The 15817-nt window shown below is 71.8% G+C and carries 11 protein-coding genes; 2 read left to right on the top strand and 9 right to left on the bottom strand.

What is annotated here, in order from left to right:
• Positions 1-7: 7 nt before the first annotated feature.
• From ACFY9E_RS23730 to ACFY9E_RS23755, 6 genes are all read right to left on the bottom strand, one after another.
• The gene (locus ACFY9E_RS23730) at positions 8-1144 is read right to left on the bottom strand and encodes a peptidoglycan bridge formation glycyltransferase FemA/FemB family protein (RefSeq protein WP_390987304.1); all 1137 of its coding nucleotides are present in this window, start codon (positions 1142-1144) and stop codon (positions 8-10) included.
• A gap of 148 nt (positions 1145-1292) precedes the next feature.
• Positions 1293-4196: an FAD-linked oxidase C-terminal domain-containing protein gene (locus ACFY9E_RS23735; protein WP_390987305.1), complete on the bottom strand. Its 2904-nt coding sequence runs from the start codon at positions 4194-4196 to the stop codon at positions 1293-1295.
• 22 nt (positions 4197-4218) lie between these two features.
• The gene (locus tag ACFY9E_RS23740; RefSeq protein WP_390987307.1) at positions 4219-5061 is read right to left on the bottom strand and encodes an ABC transporter permease subunit; all 843 of its coding nucleotides are present in this window, start codon (positions 5059-5061) and stop codon (positions 4219-4221) included.
• 7 nt (positions 5062-5068) lie between these two features.
• On the bottom strand, positions 5069-6061 hold the full coding sequence (locus ACFY9E_RS23745) for an ABC transporter permease subunit (RefSeq protein ID WP_390987309.1): 993 nt from the start codon (positions 6059-6061) through the stop codon (positions 5069-5071).
• A gap of 93 nt (positions 6062-6154) precedes the next feature.
• Positions 6155-7495 carry an extracellular solute-binding protein gene (locus tag ACFY9E_RS23750; protein ID WP_390987311.1) on the bottom strand — a complete coding sequence of 447 codons (1341 nt, stop codon included), beginning with the start codon at positions 7493-7495 and terminating at the stop codon, positions 6155-6157.
• A gap of 110 nt (positions 7496-7605) precedes the next feature.
• On the bottom strand, positions 7606-8625 hold the full coding sequence (locus ACFY9E_RS23755; protein ID WP_390987313.1) for a substrate-binding domain-containing protein: 1020 nt from the start codon (positions 8623-8625) through the stop codon (positions 7606-7608).
• 207 nt (positions 8626-8832) lie between these two features.
• Here ACFY9E_RS23755 and ACFY9E_RS23760 point away from each other — a divergent pair, with 207 nt between their 5' ends.
• Together ACFY9E_RS23760 and serC are read left to right on the top strand one after the other, a co-directional pair.
• Entirely contained in the window at positions 8833-10182 is a 1350-nt protein-coding gene (locus tag ACFY9E_RS23760; protein ID WP_390987314.1) for a mucin-1, read from the top strand.
• Positions 10183-10254: 72 nt separating this feature from the next.
• Positions 10255-11373 (top strand): phosphoserine transaminase, encoded by a 1119-nt coding sequence (gene serC / locus ACFY9E_RS23765; RefSeq protein ID WP_390987316.1) that lies wholly within the window; start codon positions 10255-10257, stop codon positions 11371-11373.
• 70 nt (positions 11374-11443) lie between these two features.
• On the opposite strand, the gene ACFY9E_RS23770 is transcribed toward serC, so the two are convergent.
• The 3 genes from ACFY9E_RS23770 to ACFY9E_RS23780 all read right to left on the bottom strand — a co-directional run bounded on the left by ACFY9E_RS23770 (position 11444) and on the right by ACFY9E_RS23780 (position 15678).
• Positions 11444-12088, bottom strand: coding sequence for an SUMF1/EgtB/PvdO family nonheme iron enzyme (locus ACFY9E_RS23770; protein WP_390987622.1), 645 nt, complete (start codon positions 12086-12088; stop codon positions 11444-11446).
• A 192-nt stretch (positions 12089-12280) separates the two neighbouring features.
• A complete protein-coding gene (locus ACFY9E_RS23775; protein WP_390987318.1) occupies positions 12281-13885 on the bottom strand; it encodes an alpha/beta fold hydrolase in 1605 nt (534 codons plus the stop codon).
• A 281-nt stretch (positions 13886-14166) separates the two neighbouring features.
• Entirely contained in the window at positions 14167-15678 is a 1512-nt protein-coding gene (locus ACFY9E_RS23780) for a cellulase family glycosylhydrolase (RefSeq protein WP_390987320.1), read from the bottom strand.
• Positions 15679-15817 lie beyond the last annotated feature (139 nt).

Raw genomic sequence — 15817 nt, forward strand, 5'->3', positions numbered from 1 at the left:
TGAGATCTCAGCGGCGGGCGAGGTAGAGGTCGAACGCCTTGTGGAGCAGCCGGTTGAGCGGGTAGTCCCATTCGCCGAGGTACTCCACGGCCTCGCCGCCGGTGCCCACCTTGAAGCGGAGCAGGCCCAGCAGGTCGCTGGACTCCTCCAGGGTGTCGGTGATGCCGCGCAGGTCGTAGACGGCGGCACCGAGTTCGTGCGCGTCGGTCATCATGCGCCACTGCACGGCGCTGCTCGGCTGCACCTCGCGGCGGCGGGCGGTGGAGGCGCCGTAGGAGTACCAGACGTGCTCGCCGACGGTCAGCATGGTGGCCGCGGCGAGCACCTCCCCGTCGTGATAGGCGAGGTAGAGCCGCATCCGGTCGGGGTGTTCGGCGGTGAGCGCGGTCCACATGCGCTGGAAGTACGGCAGCGGGCGCGGGAGGAAGCAGTCCCGTTCGGCGGTCTCGCAGTACAGCTCGTGGAAGGCCGGCAGGTCCTCCAGGTCGCCGCGCACGACCTTCACCCCGGCCTTCTCCGCCTTCTTGATGTTGCGGCGCCACTGCTGGTTCAGGCCGCCGTGGATGTCCTCCAGCGACCGGCCGGCGAACGGCACCTGGAAGACGTAGCGGGGCTGCCCGGCCGCGAAGCCGTTCTCGCCGGAGGCCTCGGACTGCCGCCAGCCCATGCGGCGCAGGCTGTCCGCGACCTGGCCCGCCCGCGGTTCGTACGACGTCGCCCGCACGTCGCGCAGCCGCCGCGCCGCCGGGTCCGCGATCGCCGCCTTGACCACGTCGGCGCTCCAGCGGCGCACGACGACCGGCGGGCCCATCCGCACCGCGAAGGCGCCCCGCCGCCTGAGGTGGGCGAGCATCGGCTCCAGCAGCCGTTCGAGGCCGGGCTCGTGCCAGTCGAGGAGCGGCCCTTCGGGCAGATACGCGAGGTAGCGCGGCAGACCGGGCACCCGGGGCCCGGGCAACGGGCGCAGCAGCACCAGTCCCACGCCGACGAGCTGCCCGCCGTCGTCGAACCAGCCGAGGCTCTCCGCCCGCCAGTCGGGCTTCACCTCGCCCCAGGACGGGAGCTGGGTGTGGCTGGCGGAGGGGCGGGCCGTGACGAACCCGAGGTGCTCCTCACGGGTGATCGGCTGGACTCGGACGCTCATGCGGCGGGCTCCTTCGGGCAGCGGGCGGTTCTGGTCCCGCGAGCCTAGGAGCGGCCCCGGCGCTCCCCCGGCTCAGACACTCGGGTCCACCCGTCCGGTGGCCCGAACGCCTCACGCGCCGCCGCGCCGCCGGTCGTCGCGGATCGCCTCACGCGCCGTCCGGCCCGCGGTTCTCGTCGAGCGCCTCGGCCAGGACCTCCGCCAGGTGCCTGCCCCGCACGCCCGCCAGCTGCTCCAGCTGCGTGCGGCAGGAGAAGCCGTCCGCCAGCACCACCGTGCCGTCCGGGGCGTCCCGTACGGACGGCAGGAGCTGTTCCTCCGCGCAGGCGGTGGACACCTCGTAGTGACCCTTCTCGAAGCCGAAGTTTCCCGCGAGGCCGCAGCAGCCGCCGCTCAGTTCGCCGGAGAGCAGGGCCGCCGCACGCAGCCGGCGGTCGGCGGCGTCGCCGAGCACCGCGTGCTGGTGGCAGTGGGTCTGCCCGGCCACCGGGCGGTCCACGCGCGGCGGGGCCCAGTCGGGGGCGTGCCGCTCCAGCGCCTCCGCGAAGGTGAGGACCCTCGCGGCGAGACGGGCCGCGCGCGGATCGTCGTGCAGCAGCTCGGGGACGTCGGTGCGCAGGGCCGCGGCGCAGCTCGGCTCCAGGACGACGACCGGGGCGCCGGTGTCCAGCACCGGTTCCATCAGATCGAGCGTGCGGCGCATGACGGCCCGGGCGCGGTCCAGCTGGCCCGTCGACACGTACGTCAGCCCGCAGCAGACCCGGCCCCGGCCGCGCAGCAGGGACAGCGGGTCGAGGGCGACCGTCCTGCCGTCGCCCACCGGCGGCTTCGCCAGGTGCAGGGTGGGCGGCAGCGCCACCCGCAACCCGGCCGCCTCCAGCACCCGTACGGCGGCCCGGCCCACGGACGGGGAGAGGTGCTCGGTGAAGGTGTCGGGCCACAGGACGATCAGCTCGCCCCGCGCCGGGGGGCGATGCGCCCTCCTCCGCTCCCACCAGCCGGTGAACGTCCGCCGCGCCACCCGTGGGATCTCCCGCTCCGGGGCGATGCCGCCCAGCCGTTTCGCCGCCCACGCGACGGGCCGTATCCGCGACAGCGCGTTGACCAGCCACGCCGTGCGGGTACGGGACACCGCCCGCAGCCACACCGGCAGCCGGCCCATGGCGTGGTGGGCGGCCGGACGGCGCCGCCCGGCGTAGTGCCGGTGCAGGAACTCGGCCTTGTACGTGGCCATGTCGACCCCCACCGGGCAGTCCGAGCGGCAGCCCTTGCAGGACAGGCAGAGGTCGAGCGCGTCGCGGACCTCCCGCGAACGCCAGCCGTCCGTCACCACCTCACCCGCGAGCATCTCGTGCAGCAGCCGGGCCCGTCCGCGCGTGGAGTGCTCCTCCGCGCCGGTCGCCCGGAAGGACGGGCACATGACCCCCGGGCCGTTCACCGGCGTCGTCCGGCACTTGGCGACGCCCACGCAGCGCCGCACCGCCGCCGAGAAGTCGCCGCCGTCCAAGGGGTAGCCGAAGGCCACGTCGACCGGCTCGCGGGGCAGGACGGAGAAGCGCAGGCCGCTGTCCAGGGGCGCGGGGCGGACGAGCATCCCGGGGTTGAGCAGGTCGTCCGGGTCCCACACGCCCTTCACCCGCTCGAACAGGCCCACCATCTCGGCCCCGTACATCCTCGGCAGCAGCTCCGCCCGCGCCTGCCCGTCCCCGTGCTCCCCGGACAGCGATCCGCCGTGTGCCACCACCAGCTCCGCGAGCTCCTCCGAGAAGCGGCGGAAACGGGCGACGCCGGCCTCCGTCAGCAGGTCGAAGTCGATCCGGACGTGGATGCAGCCGTCCCCGAAGTGCCCGTAGGGCGTGCCGCGCAGCCCATGGGCGGTGAGCAGCCCCCGGAAGTCCCGCAGATACGCGCCCAGCCGGGCGGGCGGCACCGCGCAGTCCTCCCAGCCCGGCCACGCCTCGGTGCCGTCCGGCATGCGCGTCGCCGTGCCGCTCGCGTCCTCCCGGATCCGCCACAGCGTCCGCTGCCCGGCCGGGTCGGTGACCACGAGCGCGTCCACGACGTCGGCGGCCCGCACGATCGCCTCCGCACGCGCGCGTGCCTGAGCCGCCGACTCCCCGCCGGTCTCCACGAACAGCCAGGCCCCGCCCCGCGGCAGCGCGGCCGGGGACGGCACCAGGTCCGCCGCCATGCCCTCCACCGTCAGCGGCCGGAGCGGCAGCAGCCCGGCCGCCGCCTCCGCCGCCGCGCTCTCGTCGGCGTAGGCCAGCACGGCCAGCGCACGCGCGCGGGGCGCCTCCACCAGGCGTACGACCGCCTCCGTCAGCACGCCGAGGGTGCCCTCGGAGCCGCAGAAGGAGCGGGCCACGTCGGCGCCGCGCTCGGGCAGCAGAGCGTCCAGCGCGTAACCGGAGATGCGGCGGGGCAGGTCCGGGAAGCCGGTGCGCAGACGCGCCAGTTCCCCCTCGGCCAGCTCCCGCAGCCCGTCCGGCGCCCCGGCCCAGTCCTGCCCGAGCCGCAGGCGCTCGCCGCGCGCGGTGACGACGTCCAGCTCCCGCACACTGTCCGCGGTCGTCCCCCACGCCACCGAGTGCGAGCCGCACGAGTTGTTGCCGATCATGCCGCCGAGCGTGCACCGGCTGTGGGTGGAGGGGTCGGGGCCGAACCGCAGGCCGTGCGGTGCGGTGGCCTCCTGGAGCCGGTCGAGCACCAGGCCCGGCTGCACGACGGCGGTGCGCTCCCCGGGATCCAGGGACACGAGCCGGTTCATGTACCGGGTGAAGTCCAGCACCACGCCCGTGCCCGTCGCCTGGCCCGCGATCGACGTGCCGCCGCCTCTCGCCACGACCGGCACCCCCCGCTGCCGGCACACCTCCAGCACGGCCGCCACGTCGTCGGCGTCATGGGGAGCGACCACGCCCAGCGGCACCCGCCGGTAATTGGAGGCGTCCATGGTGACCAGCGCCCGGGAGGTGACGTCGAAACCCACGTCACCCCGGACGACCCGGTGCAGCTCCGCCTCGAGGGCGGCCAGATCCCCGGCATCCGTCATGCGACCAGCATGCCCCCGCGGCTCAGCCCTTGACGGCGGAGCTGGCCACGCCCTCGACGAACCAGCGCTGGAAGAACGCGAAGACGATCAGCACGGGCAGCACCAGCAGCACGCCGAAGGCGAGGATCTGGCCCCAGTCCGGGGGCTGCTGCCCCTGGAAGACGCTCATCTCCAGGGGCAGGGGACGCACCGACGGGTCGGACACCATCAGCACCGGCCACAGGAAGGAGCCCCACTGGATGAGGAAGGTGAGGATCGCGACCGAGGCGAACACCGGCCGGGACATCGGCACGATGATCGCGAAGAAGGTGCGCCAGGGCCCGGCGCCGTCCAGCCGGGCCGCCTCCTCGATGCTCGGCGGGATCTTCTTGAAGAACGTGTGGAACTGGTAGATCGCGAAGGCGTTGGCGACGAACGGCAGGGCCTGGATGAACAGGGTGTTGCGCTGGCCGTTGAACATGTAGAACAGCGGCACCGCCACCGACTCGAACGGGATCAGCATCAGCAGCAGGACCAGGGTGAACACGGCGTTCTGCCCGCGCCACTTCAGCCGCGTCAGCCCGTAGGCCGCCATCGAGTTGACGATCAGCCCGCCGGTGACCACCACGAACGACAGCAGCACCGACACGCCCATGAACTGCCAGAAGTAACCGGTGCTGTCGGAGCTGAGGCTGTCGAGGACGGCGGTGTAGTTGTCGAAGGAGAGGTGGGTGGGCAGGAAGCCGGACAGGCCGTTCAGGACCTCGTCGGACGGCTTGAGGCTGCCGAGGAAGAGGTAGAGCGCGGGGAGGGCGAAGACGAACGCCAGGACGCTCAGGACGGTGTAGTCGAGGACGCGGCGTACGGGCGTACGGGTCATGGCCATGATGGAGTCAGTCCTCGTGGTCGGGCCGGACGACGCGGCGCTGGACGATCGTCAGGGCGACGACGATCAGGAAGAACACCACCGTGACGGCCGAGGCCTGGCCGATGTTGTTCTGGTCGAAGGCCGTGGTGACGGCCTGGTACATCACCGTCCGGGTGGCGTCCTCGTCCAGGCCGCCGCCGCGGATGAGGATGTACACCTGGTCGAAGACCCGGAAGGACAGCACCGAGGTCAGCATCGCGACGAACACGAGGGTGCCGCGGATGCCGGGCAGGGTGACGTGCCGGAACTGCTGCCAGCGGGAGGCCCGGTCCAGCTGGGAGGCCTCGTAGAGCTCGCCCGGGATCTGCTGGAGACCGGCCAGCAGGATGACCATCTGGAAGCCGACGCCCTGCCACACCGACAGCACGATGATCGAGCCCATCGCGGTGAGGCCGTCGCCGAGCCAGTCGAAGGCACCCCAGTTGCCGAAACTCACCACGTCCAGCAGGGAGTTGAGCATGCCCTGCTCGCTGCGGGCGAGGATGAGCCGCCAGATCACGGCGACCAGCGCCATCGGGAAGACCACCGGCATGAAGAAGAAGGCCCGGAACAGGCCGATGGCCTTCAGCTTGCGGTTGAGCAGGATCGCCAGCGCCAGCGCCAGACCCGTCTGGAGCGGTACGACGACGGCGGCGAAGGTCAGGTTGTTCAGCAGCGCCCGCAGGAACGGGCCGGACAGGTCGGGGTCGGTGAACAGCCGCCGGTAGTGCTCCACGCCGAAGAAGGTGGGCTCCAGCGGCGAGCCGAGGCGGACGTTGTAGAAGGAGAGCACCACGGCGTAGCCGAACGGGATGCCGACGAAGGCGATCAGCCCGCCGACGGCCGGGGCGGCCATCAGCAGCCCGTGCAGCCGGTCGCGGTTGCCGCGCGACGGACGCGCGGGCTTCGCGGAGGGCGCGGACGAGGCGGCCTGCGCCCGGCCAGGGGCCGCGGGGTGCGCGGGTTCCACGGTTTTCACGACAGGGTCCTCTTCCCGGCGGGGCGGGCTCGACCGGTGCATGGCTGCGTGCCACGTCGCCGACGGCCCGCCCGGGCCGATACGTCCTGCGGGTTACGGGATCTCGTAGCCGGCGTTGTCGGTGAAGTCCCGGTCGATGGCGCGGGCGGCCTTCTGCAGGGCTTCCTTGGGGTCGGCGCCGCCGTAGATCGAGTTCAGGGCCGTGTTGAACTTGGCGGTGACCGTGGGGTATCCGGCGGTCACCGGGCGGGTGACGGCGACGCAGGAGGCGGTGATGTCGCTGTCGCCGCACGGCTTGGCCAGCTGGTCGGCGAAGAGCTGGAGCGGGCCGCCCTTCTTGTACAGCTCGCTCTTGGCGAGGGCGGACCTGGTCGCGGGCACCGCGCCGTTGGCCTTCGTCATCGCGCCGATGTTGGCGTCGTTCAGCAGGTAGTCCAGGAAGACGCCCGCGGCCTTGCCGTTCTTGCTGTCGGCGCCGATGCCCCAGGCCCACGAGCCCTGGCCGGTCTTCGGGCCGTTGCCGAAGTCCGGCAGCGGCAGCACGACGAGGTCATCACCGAGCGCTTCGCTGTACGCGGGGTAGTTCCAGTGGCCGACCCAGCTCAGCGCCACCTTGCCCTTGGCGAAGGCGTTGCCGTCGGTGTTGGGGTCGACGTACGTCTTCCAGGACTGGAAGGTCTTCATCGCGGAGACGACCTTCGGGCTGTCGAGGGCGCCCTGCGCCTTGCCGTCCTTCAGCAGGCCGCCGCCGGCCGACCAGACGATCGGGGAGAAGCCGAAGGTGCCCCACTCCGTGGCCAGGCCGTACTGCTCCGATATGTCGAGGACCTTGCCGTCGGAGTCCTTGCCCTTCAGCGCCCCCAGCGCCTTGCCGAACTCCTCGGCCGTCCAGGCGTCGTCCACGCTCGTCGGGTACTTCACGCCGGCCGCGTCCAGCAGCTTCTTGTTGGCGTACATACCGAGCCCGGCGTCGAACATGCCCAGGCCGTAGTGCTTGCCGTCGATCTCGCCCTGCGCCTTGACCGCGTCGGTGGCGTTTCCGAGGGTCTTGGCGGAGACATGGCCGTCGACCGGGGCGAGCTTGCCGTTGTAGACGAAGTTGGCCATCGTCGGGCCGTCGAACTCCAGCACGTCCGGCAGTTCGGAGGCGTCGGTCGTGGTGATGGTCTTGGTGTAGTCGTTCTCCGGGATCAGCTTCAGCTCGGCCTTGACGGCGCTCTGTGAGGAGTTGAAGGACTTCACCGCGTTCTGCAGCGCGGCCGTCTCGCTCGCCTGTCCCTGGTGGGCCCAGACGCTGATGGTGCCCTTGCCGCTGCCCTGTTCGGCGGAGGTGTCGCCGCCGCCGCCCCCGCCACAGGCGGCCAGCGCGGCCAAGGGCAGCAGAGCGAGGGCCGTCAGGCCCGTACGACGGTGTCTTCCGTTACCGGTGATCATGGTGGTGCCTCCGTGCGGGGTGTGGGCGTGGTGCGCGGACGGTGGGGAGGGGGGCCGGGGGCGGGCCGGAGCGGCGCCCCGGTGGCGGGCGGGGAAGGGGACGGACGGAGCTACCGCTGCCGGCCGGTGTTCGGCGGGGCGGTGGTCTCGCGGAGGACGAGACGGATGGGCATCTCGACGGGGCGCGGCGGCCCGGCGTCCGGATCGTCCAGCCGCGCCAGCAGCAGCCGGGCCGCCTCCCGGCCCTGGGCCACGACCGGCTGGGCCACGGTGGTCAGCCCGACCACCTCGGACAGCTCGTGATCGTCGAAGCCGACGACGGACACGTCCTCCGGGACCCTCAGCCGGTGCCGGCGCAGGGCGCGCAGCGCGCCCATCGCCATCTCGTCGGACTGGGCGAACACGGCGGTCGGCGGGTGGCGCAGCGCCAGCAGCTCGGTCATGGCCCGCTCGCCGCCCTCGACGGTGTAACCGCCGTCCGCCTCCAGGGCGGTATCGGGCTCGATCCCGGCGTCGGCCAGCACGTCCAGGTAGCCCTGCCGGCGGTCGAGGGGCGTCGTCCAGTGCAGCGGCTCACTGGCCCCGGAGATCATGCCGATCCGCCGGTGGCCGAGGTTCACCAGATGCCGTACGGCGCTCTCCGCCCCGCCCCGGTCGTCGATGCCGACCACCGTGAAGCCGGGCCGGGCGCCGCCGACCGTGGTCGCCAGCGGCACGTCGAGGGACCGCAGGGCGGCGGCCTCCTCCGGGTCCGGGATCAGCAGGGACAGCACGGCGTCGACCCGCTTGCGGATCGGCAGCTTGGTGAAGAAGCGCTTGCGTGCCTCCGGTGAGCCGAGGTTGTACAACAGGACGTCGTAACCGGCGGCGCTGAAGACCTTCTCGGCGGAGTCCAGCACGGTGCCGAAGAACCAGCGGCCGACGTACGGGACGACGACGCCGACGGTGTAGGTGCGTCCGCTGGCCAGGCTGGACGCCGAGCGCGAGGCGGTGTAGCCCAGCTCGGCGGCGGTCTCGACGATCCGGGCCCGCATCTCCTCCGACACCCCGGGGCGGCCGCGCAGGGCGCGGGACACGGTGGACGCCGAGACCCCGGTGGCCTCGGCGACATCGGTGATGCTGACCGTCACGGGACGCTCCTTGATCGGGTGCACGCCGCGTGTCCGGGGCCCGGAACCGCGTCGGTGCGAGGGGGAGTGACGAGACCGTAAACCCGCCCATCCTGTTGCGCAAGCGTTTGCGTTCAGATTTACTTCGGCTGACTCTCAGAGAAACCCTCGCCAGCCAGACCACAGCGCACACGTTTGAGTGCCGCTGTCGGCAGACAGGACCTGTCCATGCGATACGCGCCGCCCGGCCTCTGCGTGAACGACTTCGACCTTCTGCGCCACGCGGACGGCACCTACACCGCGCTGCACCTTCAGGGCCCGTGGACGGCCGAGTTCGACCACCTGCGCATGGAGACCTCCTACGGCCGGGCCACCTCCACCGACCTGGTCCACTGGGAGCCGCAGGGCACGGCCTTCGGCAACGGCCTGCCGGGCCGCTTCGACCAGCAGGCGGTGTGGACCATGCACGCCTTCCCGCACGGCACCGGCATGGCGATGCTCTACACCGCCGTCTCCGGACTCACCCCCGGCGGCTGGCCCCTGCAGTCGGTCGGTCTGGCCTACTCCGACCGCACCGACGGAACCGGCTGGCGGCGCCACGGCACGGGGCCGGTCGTCAAGGCGGACGGGCGCTGGTACCGCACGGGCGAACGCATGGGCTGGCGCGACCCCTTCGTCGTGCGCGACGACGAGTCCGACGGCTGGGTCATGCTGGTCTGCGCCGCCGACGCCTCCCTGCCCGCCGAGGTCGGCGGCTGCGTCGCCTGGGCCACCTCCGACGACCTGGAGCACTGGACCGTCCACCCGCCGCTCGTCTCCCCCGGCGACATCGACGAACTGGAGTGCCCGGTTCTGGAACGCCTCGACGACGGCGGCTGGCTGCTGCTCGGCTCCGTCGGCGCCACCCGGGGCTTCGAGGCGTGGACCGCGCCGCGCCTGCGCGGCCCGTGGAGCCGCCGGGGGCCGCTCGGCCCGACGGGCGCGTACGCCCCGCGCGTCGTCGCGGCCCCCGACGGCTCCCGCGTCGTGCTGCACACCACCCCGCGCCGCGTCGGCCTCACCGACACCGGCGACCGCTGCCGCGGCATGCTCGCCCAGCCCAAGTCCCTCGTCGTGCCGCAGGACGCGGCGCCCCGCCTGGCATGGTGGCCGGGCCTGGACCGCTGGCTCGGCGAGAAGACGTACGACGCCCCCCTGCACGCGGTCGGCGACGTCGACATCTCCGGCCGCACCGAGATCACCCTGCGCACGCATGTCCCCGACGGGGACCGGCCCGCGCTCACGGTCGGGTGCGACGGCAAGAACCTCCAGGTCACCGGCCCGGAGGGCAACCTGCTCGGGGAAACCCTCCTGCCGGAACCCGCCGCCTCACTGCGCATCCTGACCGTCGGTGAGTACGTCGAGGTCTACGCCGACGGCGTCTTCGTCCTCACCACCCTGTGCTACTCCGGCCGCCCCGCCCCCTGGACGGCCGCCACCGAGGGCGGCGTCCGCCCGGTTCCCGTCCGCCCGGTCCGGCTGCCGGCCGCGCACCGCGACGACGCCTCGGCCGTCTGGCCCGGTCCGCCGTCGCACTGACCCGTCCACACCCCGTCTCACCCGACGGACGACGTTTCGCCCACGTTTCTGGAAACGGCTACGCTCCCCTTCGTGGCTGAGATCCAGATTCCTGCTGACATCAAGCCCGCCGACGGTCGATTCGGCGCGGGCCCCTCCAAGGTGCGGGTGGAGGCGCTGGACGCCCTGGCCGCCACCGGCACGTCCCTGCTCGGCACCTCCCACCGTCAGGCCCCCGTCAAGAACCTGGTCGGCCAGGTGCGCGAGGGCATCAGCGAGCTGTTCCAGCTCCCCGACGGCTACGAGGTGGTCCTCGGCAACGGCGGCTCGACCGCGTTCTGGGACATCGCGACGCACGGCCTGATCGAGAACAGGTCGCAGCACCTCACCTTCGGCGAGTTCTCCTCCAAGTTCGCCAAGGCCGCGAAGCTCGCGCCCTGGCTGGCCGAGCCGGACGTCATCTCCGCCGACCCGGGCACCCACCCCGAGGCGGTCGCCGCGGCGGGCGTGGACGTCTACGCGTTCACCCACAACGAGACCTCGACCGGTGTCGCCATGCCGATCAAGCGCGTGGCCGGTGCCGACGAGGGCGCGCTGGTCCTGGTGGACGCCACCTCCGGCGCGGGCGGCCTGCCGGTCGACGTCTCCGAGACGGACGTCTACTACTTCGCCCCGCAGAAGTCCTTCGCCTCCGACGGCGGCCTGTGGATCGGCGTCTTCTCCCCTGCCGCGATCGAGCGCGCCGAGCGCGTCCACGCCTCCGGCCGCCACATCCCGGAGTTCTTCTCGCTGCCGACGGCGATCGACAACTCCCGCAAGAACCAGACGTACAACACCCCGGCGCTGGCCACCCTCTTCCTGCTGAACCAGCAGCTGGAGTGGATCAACGGCCAGGGCGGCCTGGACTGGTCGGTCCGGCGCACCGCCACCTCCGCCCGCACGCTCTACGGCTGGGCGGAGGACATCAAGTACGCCAACCCGTTCGTCACCGACCCGGCCAAGCGCTCGCAGGTCATCGGCACCATCGACTTCACGGACGAGGTCGACGCGGCGGCCGTCGCCAAGGTGCTGCGCGCCAACGGCATCGTCGACACCGAGCCCTACCGCAAGCTCGGCCGCAACCAGCTGCGCATCGCGATGTTCCCGGCGATCGACCCGGCGGACGTCGAGGCGCTCACGAAGTGCGTCGACTACGTGATCGAGAAGCTCTGACCCTCGCGGGTACGTGAGTGTGGAGGGCGCCCCGCGCGAGCGGGGCGCCCTCTCCCGCGCTCACACGTGCTCATGCCGGTCGCGCGACACGGAACCCCACGTCGTCGATCCGGAACGTCGGATGGCTCCGGCGGCGCACCGAGGCACGGCAGCTCCAGTGCTCGTCGGACCAGCCGCCGCCCCGCAGCACCCGGTACGTGCCGTAGACCTCGGGGTCGTAGAGGTCCCAGCACCAGTCCCAGACGTTGCCCAGCATGTCGTGCAGACCCCAGGCGTTGGGCTCCTTGCCGCCCACGGGGTGGAGGGCGCCGTCCGAGTTGCCGCGGTACCAGGCGATCTCGTCGAGCGGGCCGTAGCGGGGGCCGGCGCTGCCGGCGCGGCAGGCGTGTTCCCACTCGGCCTCGGTCGGCAGCCGGTAGCCGTCGGCGGTGGTGTCCCAGTCGGCCGTCCCCGCGTCGGGCCGCAGGTGGTACGCGGGTGCCAGTCCCTCCGTGCGGGACAGGGCGTTGCAGAAGCGGACCGCGTCCCACCACGACACGCCCTCGACGGGCAGCCGGCCGCCTCGGGCCGTGCTCGGGCACTCACCGGTGACCCGGGCGTACCACTCCTGCGTGACCGGGAACGCCGACATCCGGAACGACCCGACCTCCACCGCCCAACTGCGCCGCGTCCGCCGGTCGGACAGCGTGACGGACCCCGCCGGGACGGCCACCATGTCGTTCAGCAAGTCGCCCCCAGCGCGGGTCGTGATGCCCCCGAGTGGCGCCGGTCACTCCAAGTGGCGTGCGGCGTAGGGACGTTGCAGCGTATCAAGTGGGCAACTGCACGCCCACGCCCACGCAAGAGGGCGCCCGGGAGGCCCCGGGCGCCCCTCACATCACGTCAGCCGATGCTCAGCCAGGCGAACTCACCGACCGAACCCCAGGATCCCCCGCAGGCTGTCACCGACCGCCGCGACGGCGGGCTGCGGCGTGCTCGGCGACTTCTGCGCCGCCGACTGCGGCTTCGGGTCGGGGGTCTTCTTGCACACCGCGTCGGCCATACCGCTGCCGTGCGGGACCTTGCCGTCGGTGAGGTACGTCGCGAGGTACTTGTCGAGGCAGGCGTTGCCGCCCAGCGTGATGCCGTGGTTGCCGCCGCCCTGCTCCACGACCAGGCTGGACTTCTTCAGCAGCCGGTGCATGGTGACGCCGCCCTGGTAGGGCGTGGCCGCGTCGTCCGTCGCCTGGAACAGCAGGACCGGCGGGAGCTTGCTGTTGGCGACGTTCACCGGCTTCAGCGACTTCGTCGGCCAGAACGCGCACGGCGCGTTGTACCAGGCGTTGTTCCAGGCCATGAACGGAGCCTTCTCGTACACCGCCCAGTTGTCCTTGCGCCACTGCTTCCAGTCGCGCGGCCAGGACGCGTCACGGCACTGCACCGAGGTGTAGACGCTGTAGCCGTTGTCGCCGGAGGCGTCGATCGCCGCGATGTCGTCGTAGGCCTTGACCAGCGCGGCGGTGTCGTGGTCGTTGACAAAGGCCGCGAACGTCTGGGCGAGCGTGGGCCAGTAGGCGTTGTTGTAGCCGCCGGGTATGAAGATGTCCTCCAGCTCGGAGGCGCCCACCTTGCCGCCGGCCGGCTTCTTGGCCAGGGCCGCCCGCATGGCGTACCACTTGGCCTCGATCTTCTTCGGGTCGGTGCCGAGGTGGTAGGTGGAGTCGTACTTGGCCATCCACGCCATGAGCGCCTTGTGGCGCTTGTCGAAGGCGTAGTCCTGCTGGATGTTGTCGTCGTACCAGACGCCCGTCGGGTCGACGATCGAGTCCAGCACCAGGCGCCGTACCCGCTCGGGGAACAGCTTGGCGTAGACCGCGCCGAGGTAGGTGCCGTACGAGTAGCCGAAGTAGTTGATCTTCGGTGCGCCGAGGGCCTTGCGGATCGAGTCCATGTCCTTCACGGCACTGACCGTGTCGATGTAGGGCAGGACGTCCTTGTACTTCCGGCCGCAGGCCTGCGCGAAGGACTTGGCGCGGGCGAGGTTGGCCTGCTCCAGCGCCGGCGTGCTGGGCACGGAGTCGGGGCGCACCGGGTCGAAGTGGCCCGGCTTGCAGTCCAGGGCGGGCTGGCTCCGGCCGACTCCGCGCGGGTCGAAGCCGATGACGTCGTACTGGGCGGCGACCGCCTTGGGCAGGGAGGACGCGACGAATTCGGCCAGCGACAGGCCGCTGCCGCCGGGACCGCCGGGGTTGACGAGCAGCGGGCCCTGCGACTTCGGCGCGGTGTGCGGCACGCGGGAGAGAGCGAGGGTGATCTGTTTCCCTCGCGGCTTCGCGTAGTCGAGCGGCACCTTCACCGACGCGCACTGGAGCGTCGGGGTGTCGTCCGTCCCGCACTTCTTCCAGGTGATCTTCGCGGCGGCGGTCCGGGCGGTGTTCGCGGACTGCGACGCGTTGGCGTTGGCGGGGACGGCGGTGAGTGTCCCGGCCAGTACGACGGTCGCGCCGCACAATACGGCTGCGCTTCTTCTCATGGAGTTCTCTCGCAACAGTGAGGGGGGTCAGGCCCGCGAGTGACACGGGCCGTGCCGCATCGTTTCGGATGAGCGCACCGCTCATGTGCGGATTCGACCGAGACTTGACCAAATCGAGTCACAGCCCGCTCTCAGAAACCCCTCACAGAGGGGGCGTTCCGACAATTCCGGACAGGCCGGCAGGCCGGAGGGGGAGGCCAGGCGGGCCGGCCGAGGGGCAGAGCAGTCAGGCGGGCCAGGGGGCGCCCGAGGGGCATCGGGCGCCCCCGCTCACCCCGTGCTCACGTCGCCGTGCACGTCACGCCCGGCACAGCCCCACCCCCGGGCGCCCCGCCGAAGCCGAAGCTCGCCGAACCGCCCGGTGCCACGCCGCCGTTGTGCGCGGCGTTCACCGCAGTGACCGTCGCGCCGGTCTGGGTGTGGGTCGCGTTCCACATGTTCGTGATTTTCTGCAACCCGCTCCACGTCCACGTCACCTTCCAGGACTTGAGCGGAAGCGTGCCCGTGTTGGTCACCTTCACCTCGGCGTTGAAGCCGCCGCCCCAGTCGCTGCCGACGGTGTAGGCGGCGGTGCAGGCGGGCGTGGAGCCCCCGGGGCCGCCCGGACCGGGGCCGGGGGTGCCGGGGTCGAAGCCCGGGGCCTTGATGGGCGCCAGGTACGCGTCCTTCGCCGTGTCGACCGTCTGCCAGTCGTCCTTCAGGATGCCGCCCGTGTCACCGGAGTTGGGGTTCCAGGACCAGAACGTCCAGTGGAAGCTGTCGGCACCGGACGCCGACGTCGAGCGCAGGTACTTCACCAGCTCGGACAGCCACTTCTGGTCCACCGCCGGCTGGAGCGTCGTGCCGAATTCGCCGAGCCACACCGGGGCGATGTTCTGCTTGAAGATGTAGCCCCAGTACTTGTCCCAGATCCCGGGCATGTTGGCCGGGAAGGACGGGTCGGAGAACCAGGACTGCTGCGCCACCGACGTCGCGTAGTCGTGCGCCGAGTACACCAGGCGGTTGGGGACGTCCAGCTGGACCGGGTGCTGGGCCACGCCCATGAGGTTGCCGCCCCACCAGCCGTTCGTGCCGTTGTACGACTGCACGCCCTCGACCATGATCAGCAGCTCGGGGTTGACCGACAGCACCGCGTTGCCCGCGCGCTGGGCGGCCAGGCGCCAGTCGCGGGAGGTGTCTCCGCAGCCCCAGCAGGCCGGGTCGTGGGGCTCGTTGTGCAGGTCGATGCCGACCACGGTGGAGTCGCCCTTGTAACGGGCGGCCAGTGCCTTGAGGTTGGCGATCCAGGTGGACTCGGGGACCGCCGAGGTGTACCAGAGGGCCGACTGGCCCGCCGCGTCCGGGCGGTGCCGGTCCAGGACGATCTTGAGGCCGGACTGACCGGCGTAGGCCACGATTTTGTCCAGGACCTGAAGGGACGTCAGGCCGCGCAGATCCGCGTTCTTGCCGTCGGTGTTGATGCTGTCCGGCATGGTGCCGGGCTTGAGGATGTCGTCGCTGTAGGGCATGCGGATGGTGTTGTAGCCCAGCGACTTCATCTGGTCGATCATGCTCTTGTAGTCGCGGGCCCACAGGCCGTGGACGACGTGGATGTCGGTCTCGAAGCCGAACCAGTTGATGCCGGCGATCCGGACGGGCTGCCCGGCCGCGTCCAGGATCTGCCGGCCGCTGGTGTGCCAGTACCCGGCACCGGCGGCCTCGGCGGAGACGTCGGCCCGTGCCGACTGCACACCCGCCAGCGGTAACAGGAGCGCGGCGGCGACACACAGCGCTCTGCGCAGAGTGCGGAACATGGGCTGCTTCCTCTCGGGTTCCTCTTGGGGAGGGGGAAGCACGGCACCCGGAACAGAATGGGAGCGCTCCCATCATGCCGCGCACCTCCCAGAGAACTGACGCAACATGCACACGTCAAGACTCCGGGAGGTGTGGGCG

Origin of the sequence: Streptomyces sp. NPDC012466, assembly GCF_042955215.1 — a bacterium.
In the GTDB taxonomy this organism is placed as follows: Bacteria; Actinomycetota; Actinomycetes; order Streptomycetales; family Streptomycetaceae; genus Streptomyces.

Excerpts from the sequence above, each read along its gene's own strand:
- ACFY9E_RS23730 (WP_390987304.1), bottom strand. The coding sequence starts at position 1,144 with ATGAGCGTCCGAGTCCAGCCGATCACCCGTGAGGAGCACCTCGGGTTC.
- ACFY9E_RS23735 (WP_390987305.1), bottom strand. The coding sequence starts at position 4,196 with ATGACGGATGCCGGGGATCTGGCCGCCCTCGAGGCGGAGCTGCACCGG.
- ACFY9E_RS23740 (WP_390987307.1), bottom strand. The coding sequence starts at position 5,061 with ATGGCCATGACCCGTACGCCCGTACGCCGCGTCCTCGACTACACCGTC.
- ACFY9E_RS23750 (WP_390987311.1), bottom strand. The coding sequence starts at position 7,495 with ATGATCACCGGTAACGGAAGACACCGTCGTACGGGCCTGACGGCCCTC.
- ACFY9E_RS23760 (WP_390987314.1), top strand. The coding sequence starts at position 8,833 with ATGCGATACGCGCCGCCCGGCCTCTGCGTGAACGACTTCGACCTTCTG.
- ACFY9E_RS23770 (WP_390987622.1), bottom strand. The coding sequence starts at position 12,088 with ATGGTGGCCGTCCCGGCGGGGTCCGTCACGCTGTCCGACCGGCGGACG.
- ACFY9E_RS23775 (WP_390987318.1), bottom strand. The coding sequence starts at position 13,885 with ATGAGAAGAAGCGCAGCCGTATTGTGCGGCGCGACCGTCGTACTGGCC.
- ACFY9E_RS23780 (WP_390987320.1), bottom strand. The coding sequence starts at position 15,678 with ATGTTCCGCACTCTGCGCAGAGCGCTGTGTGTCGCCGCCGCGCTCCTG.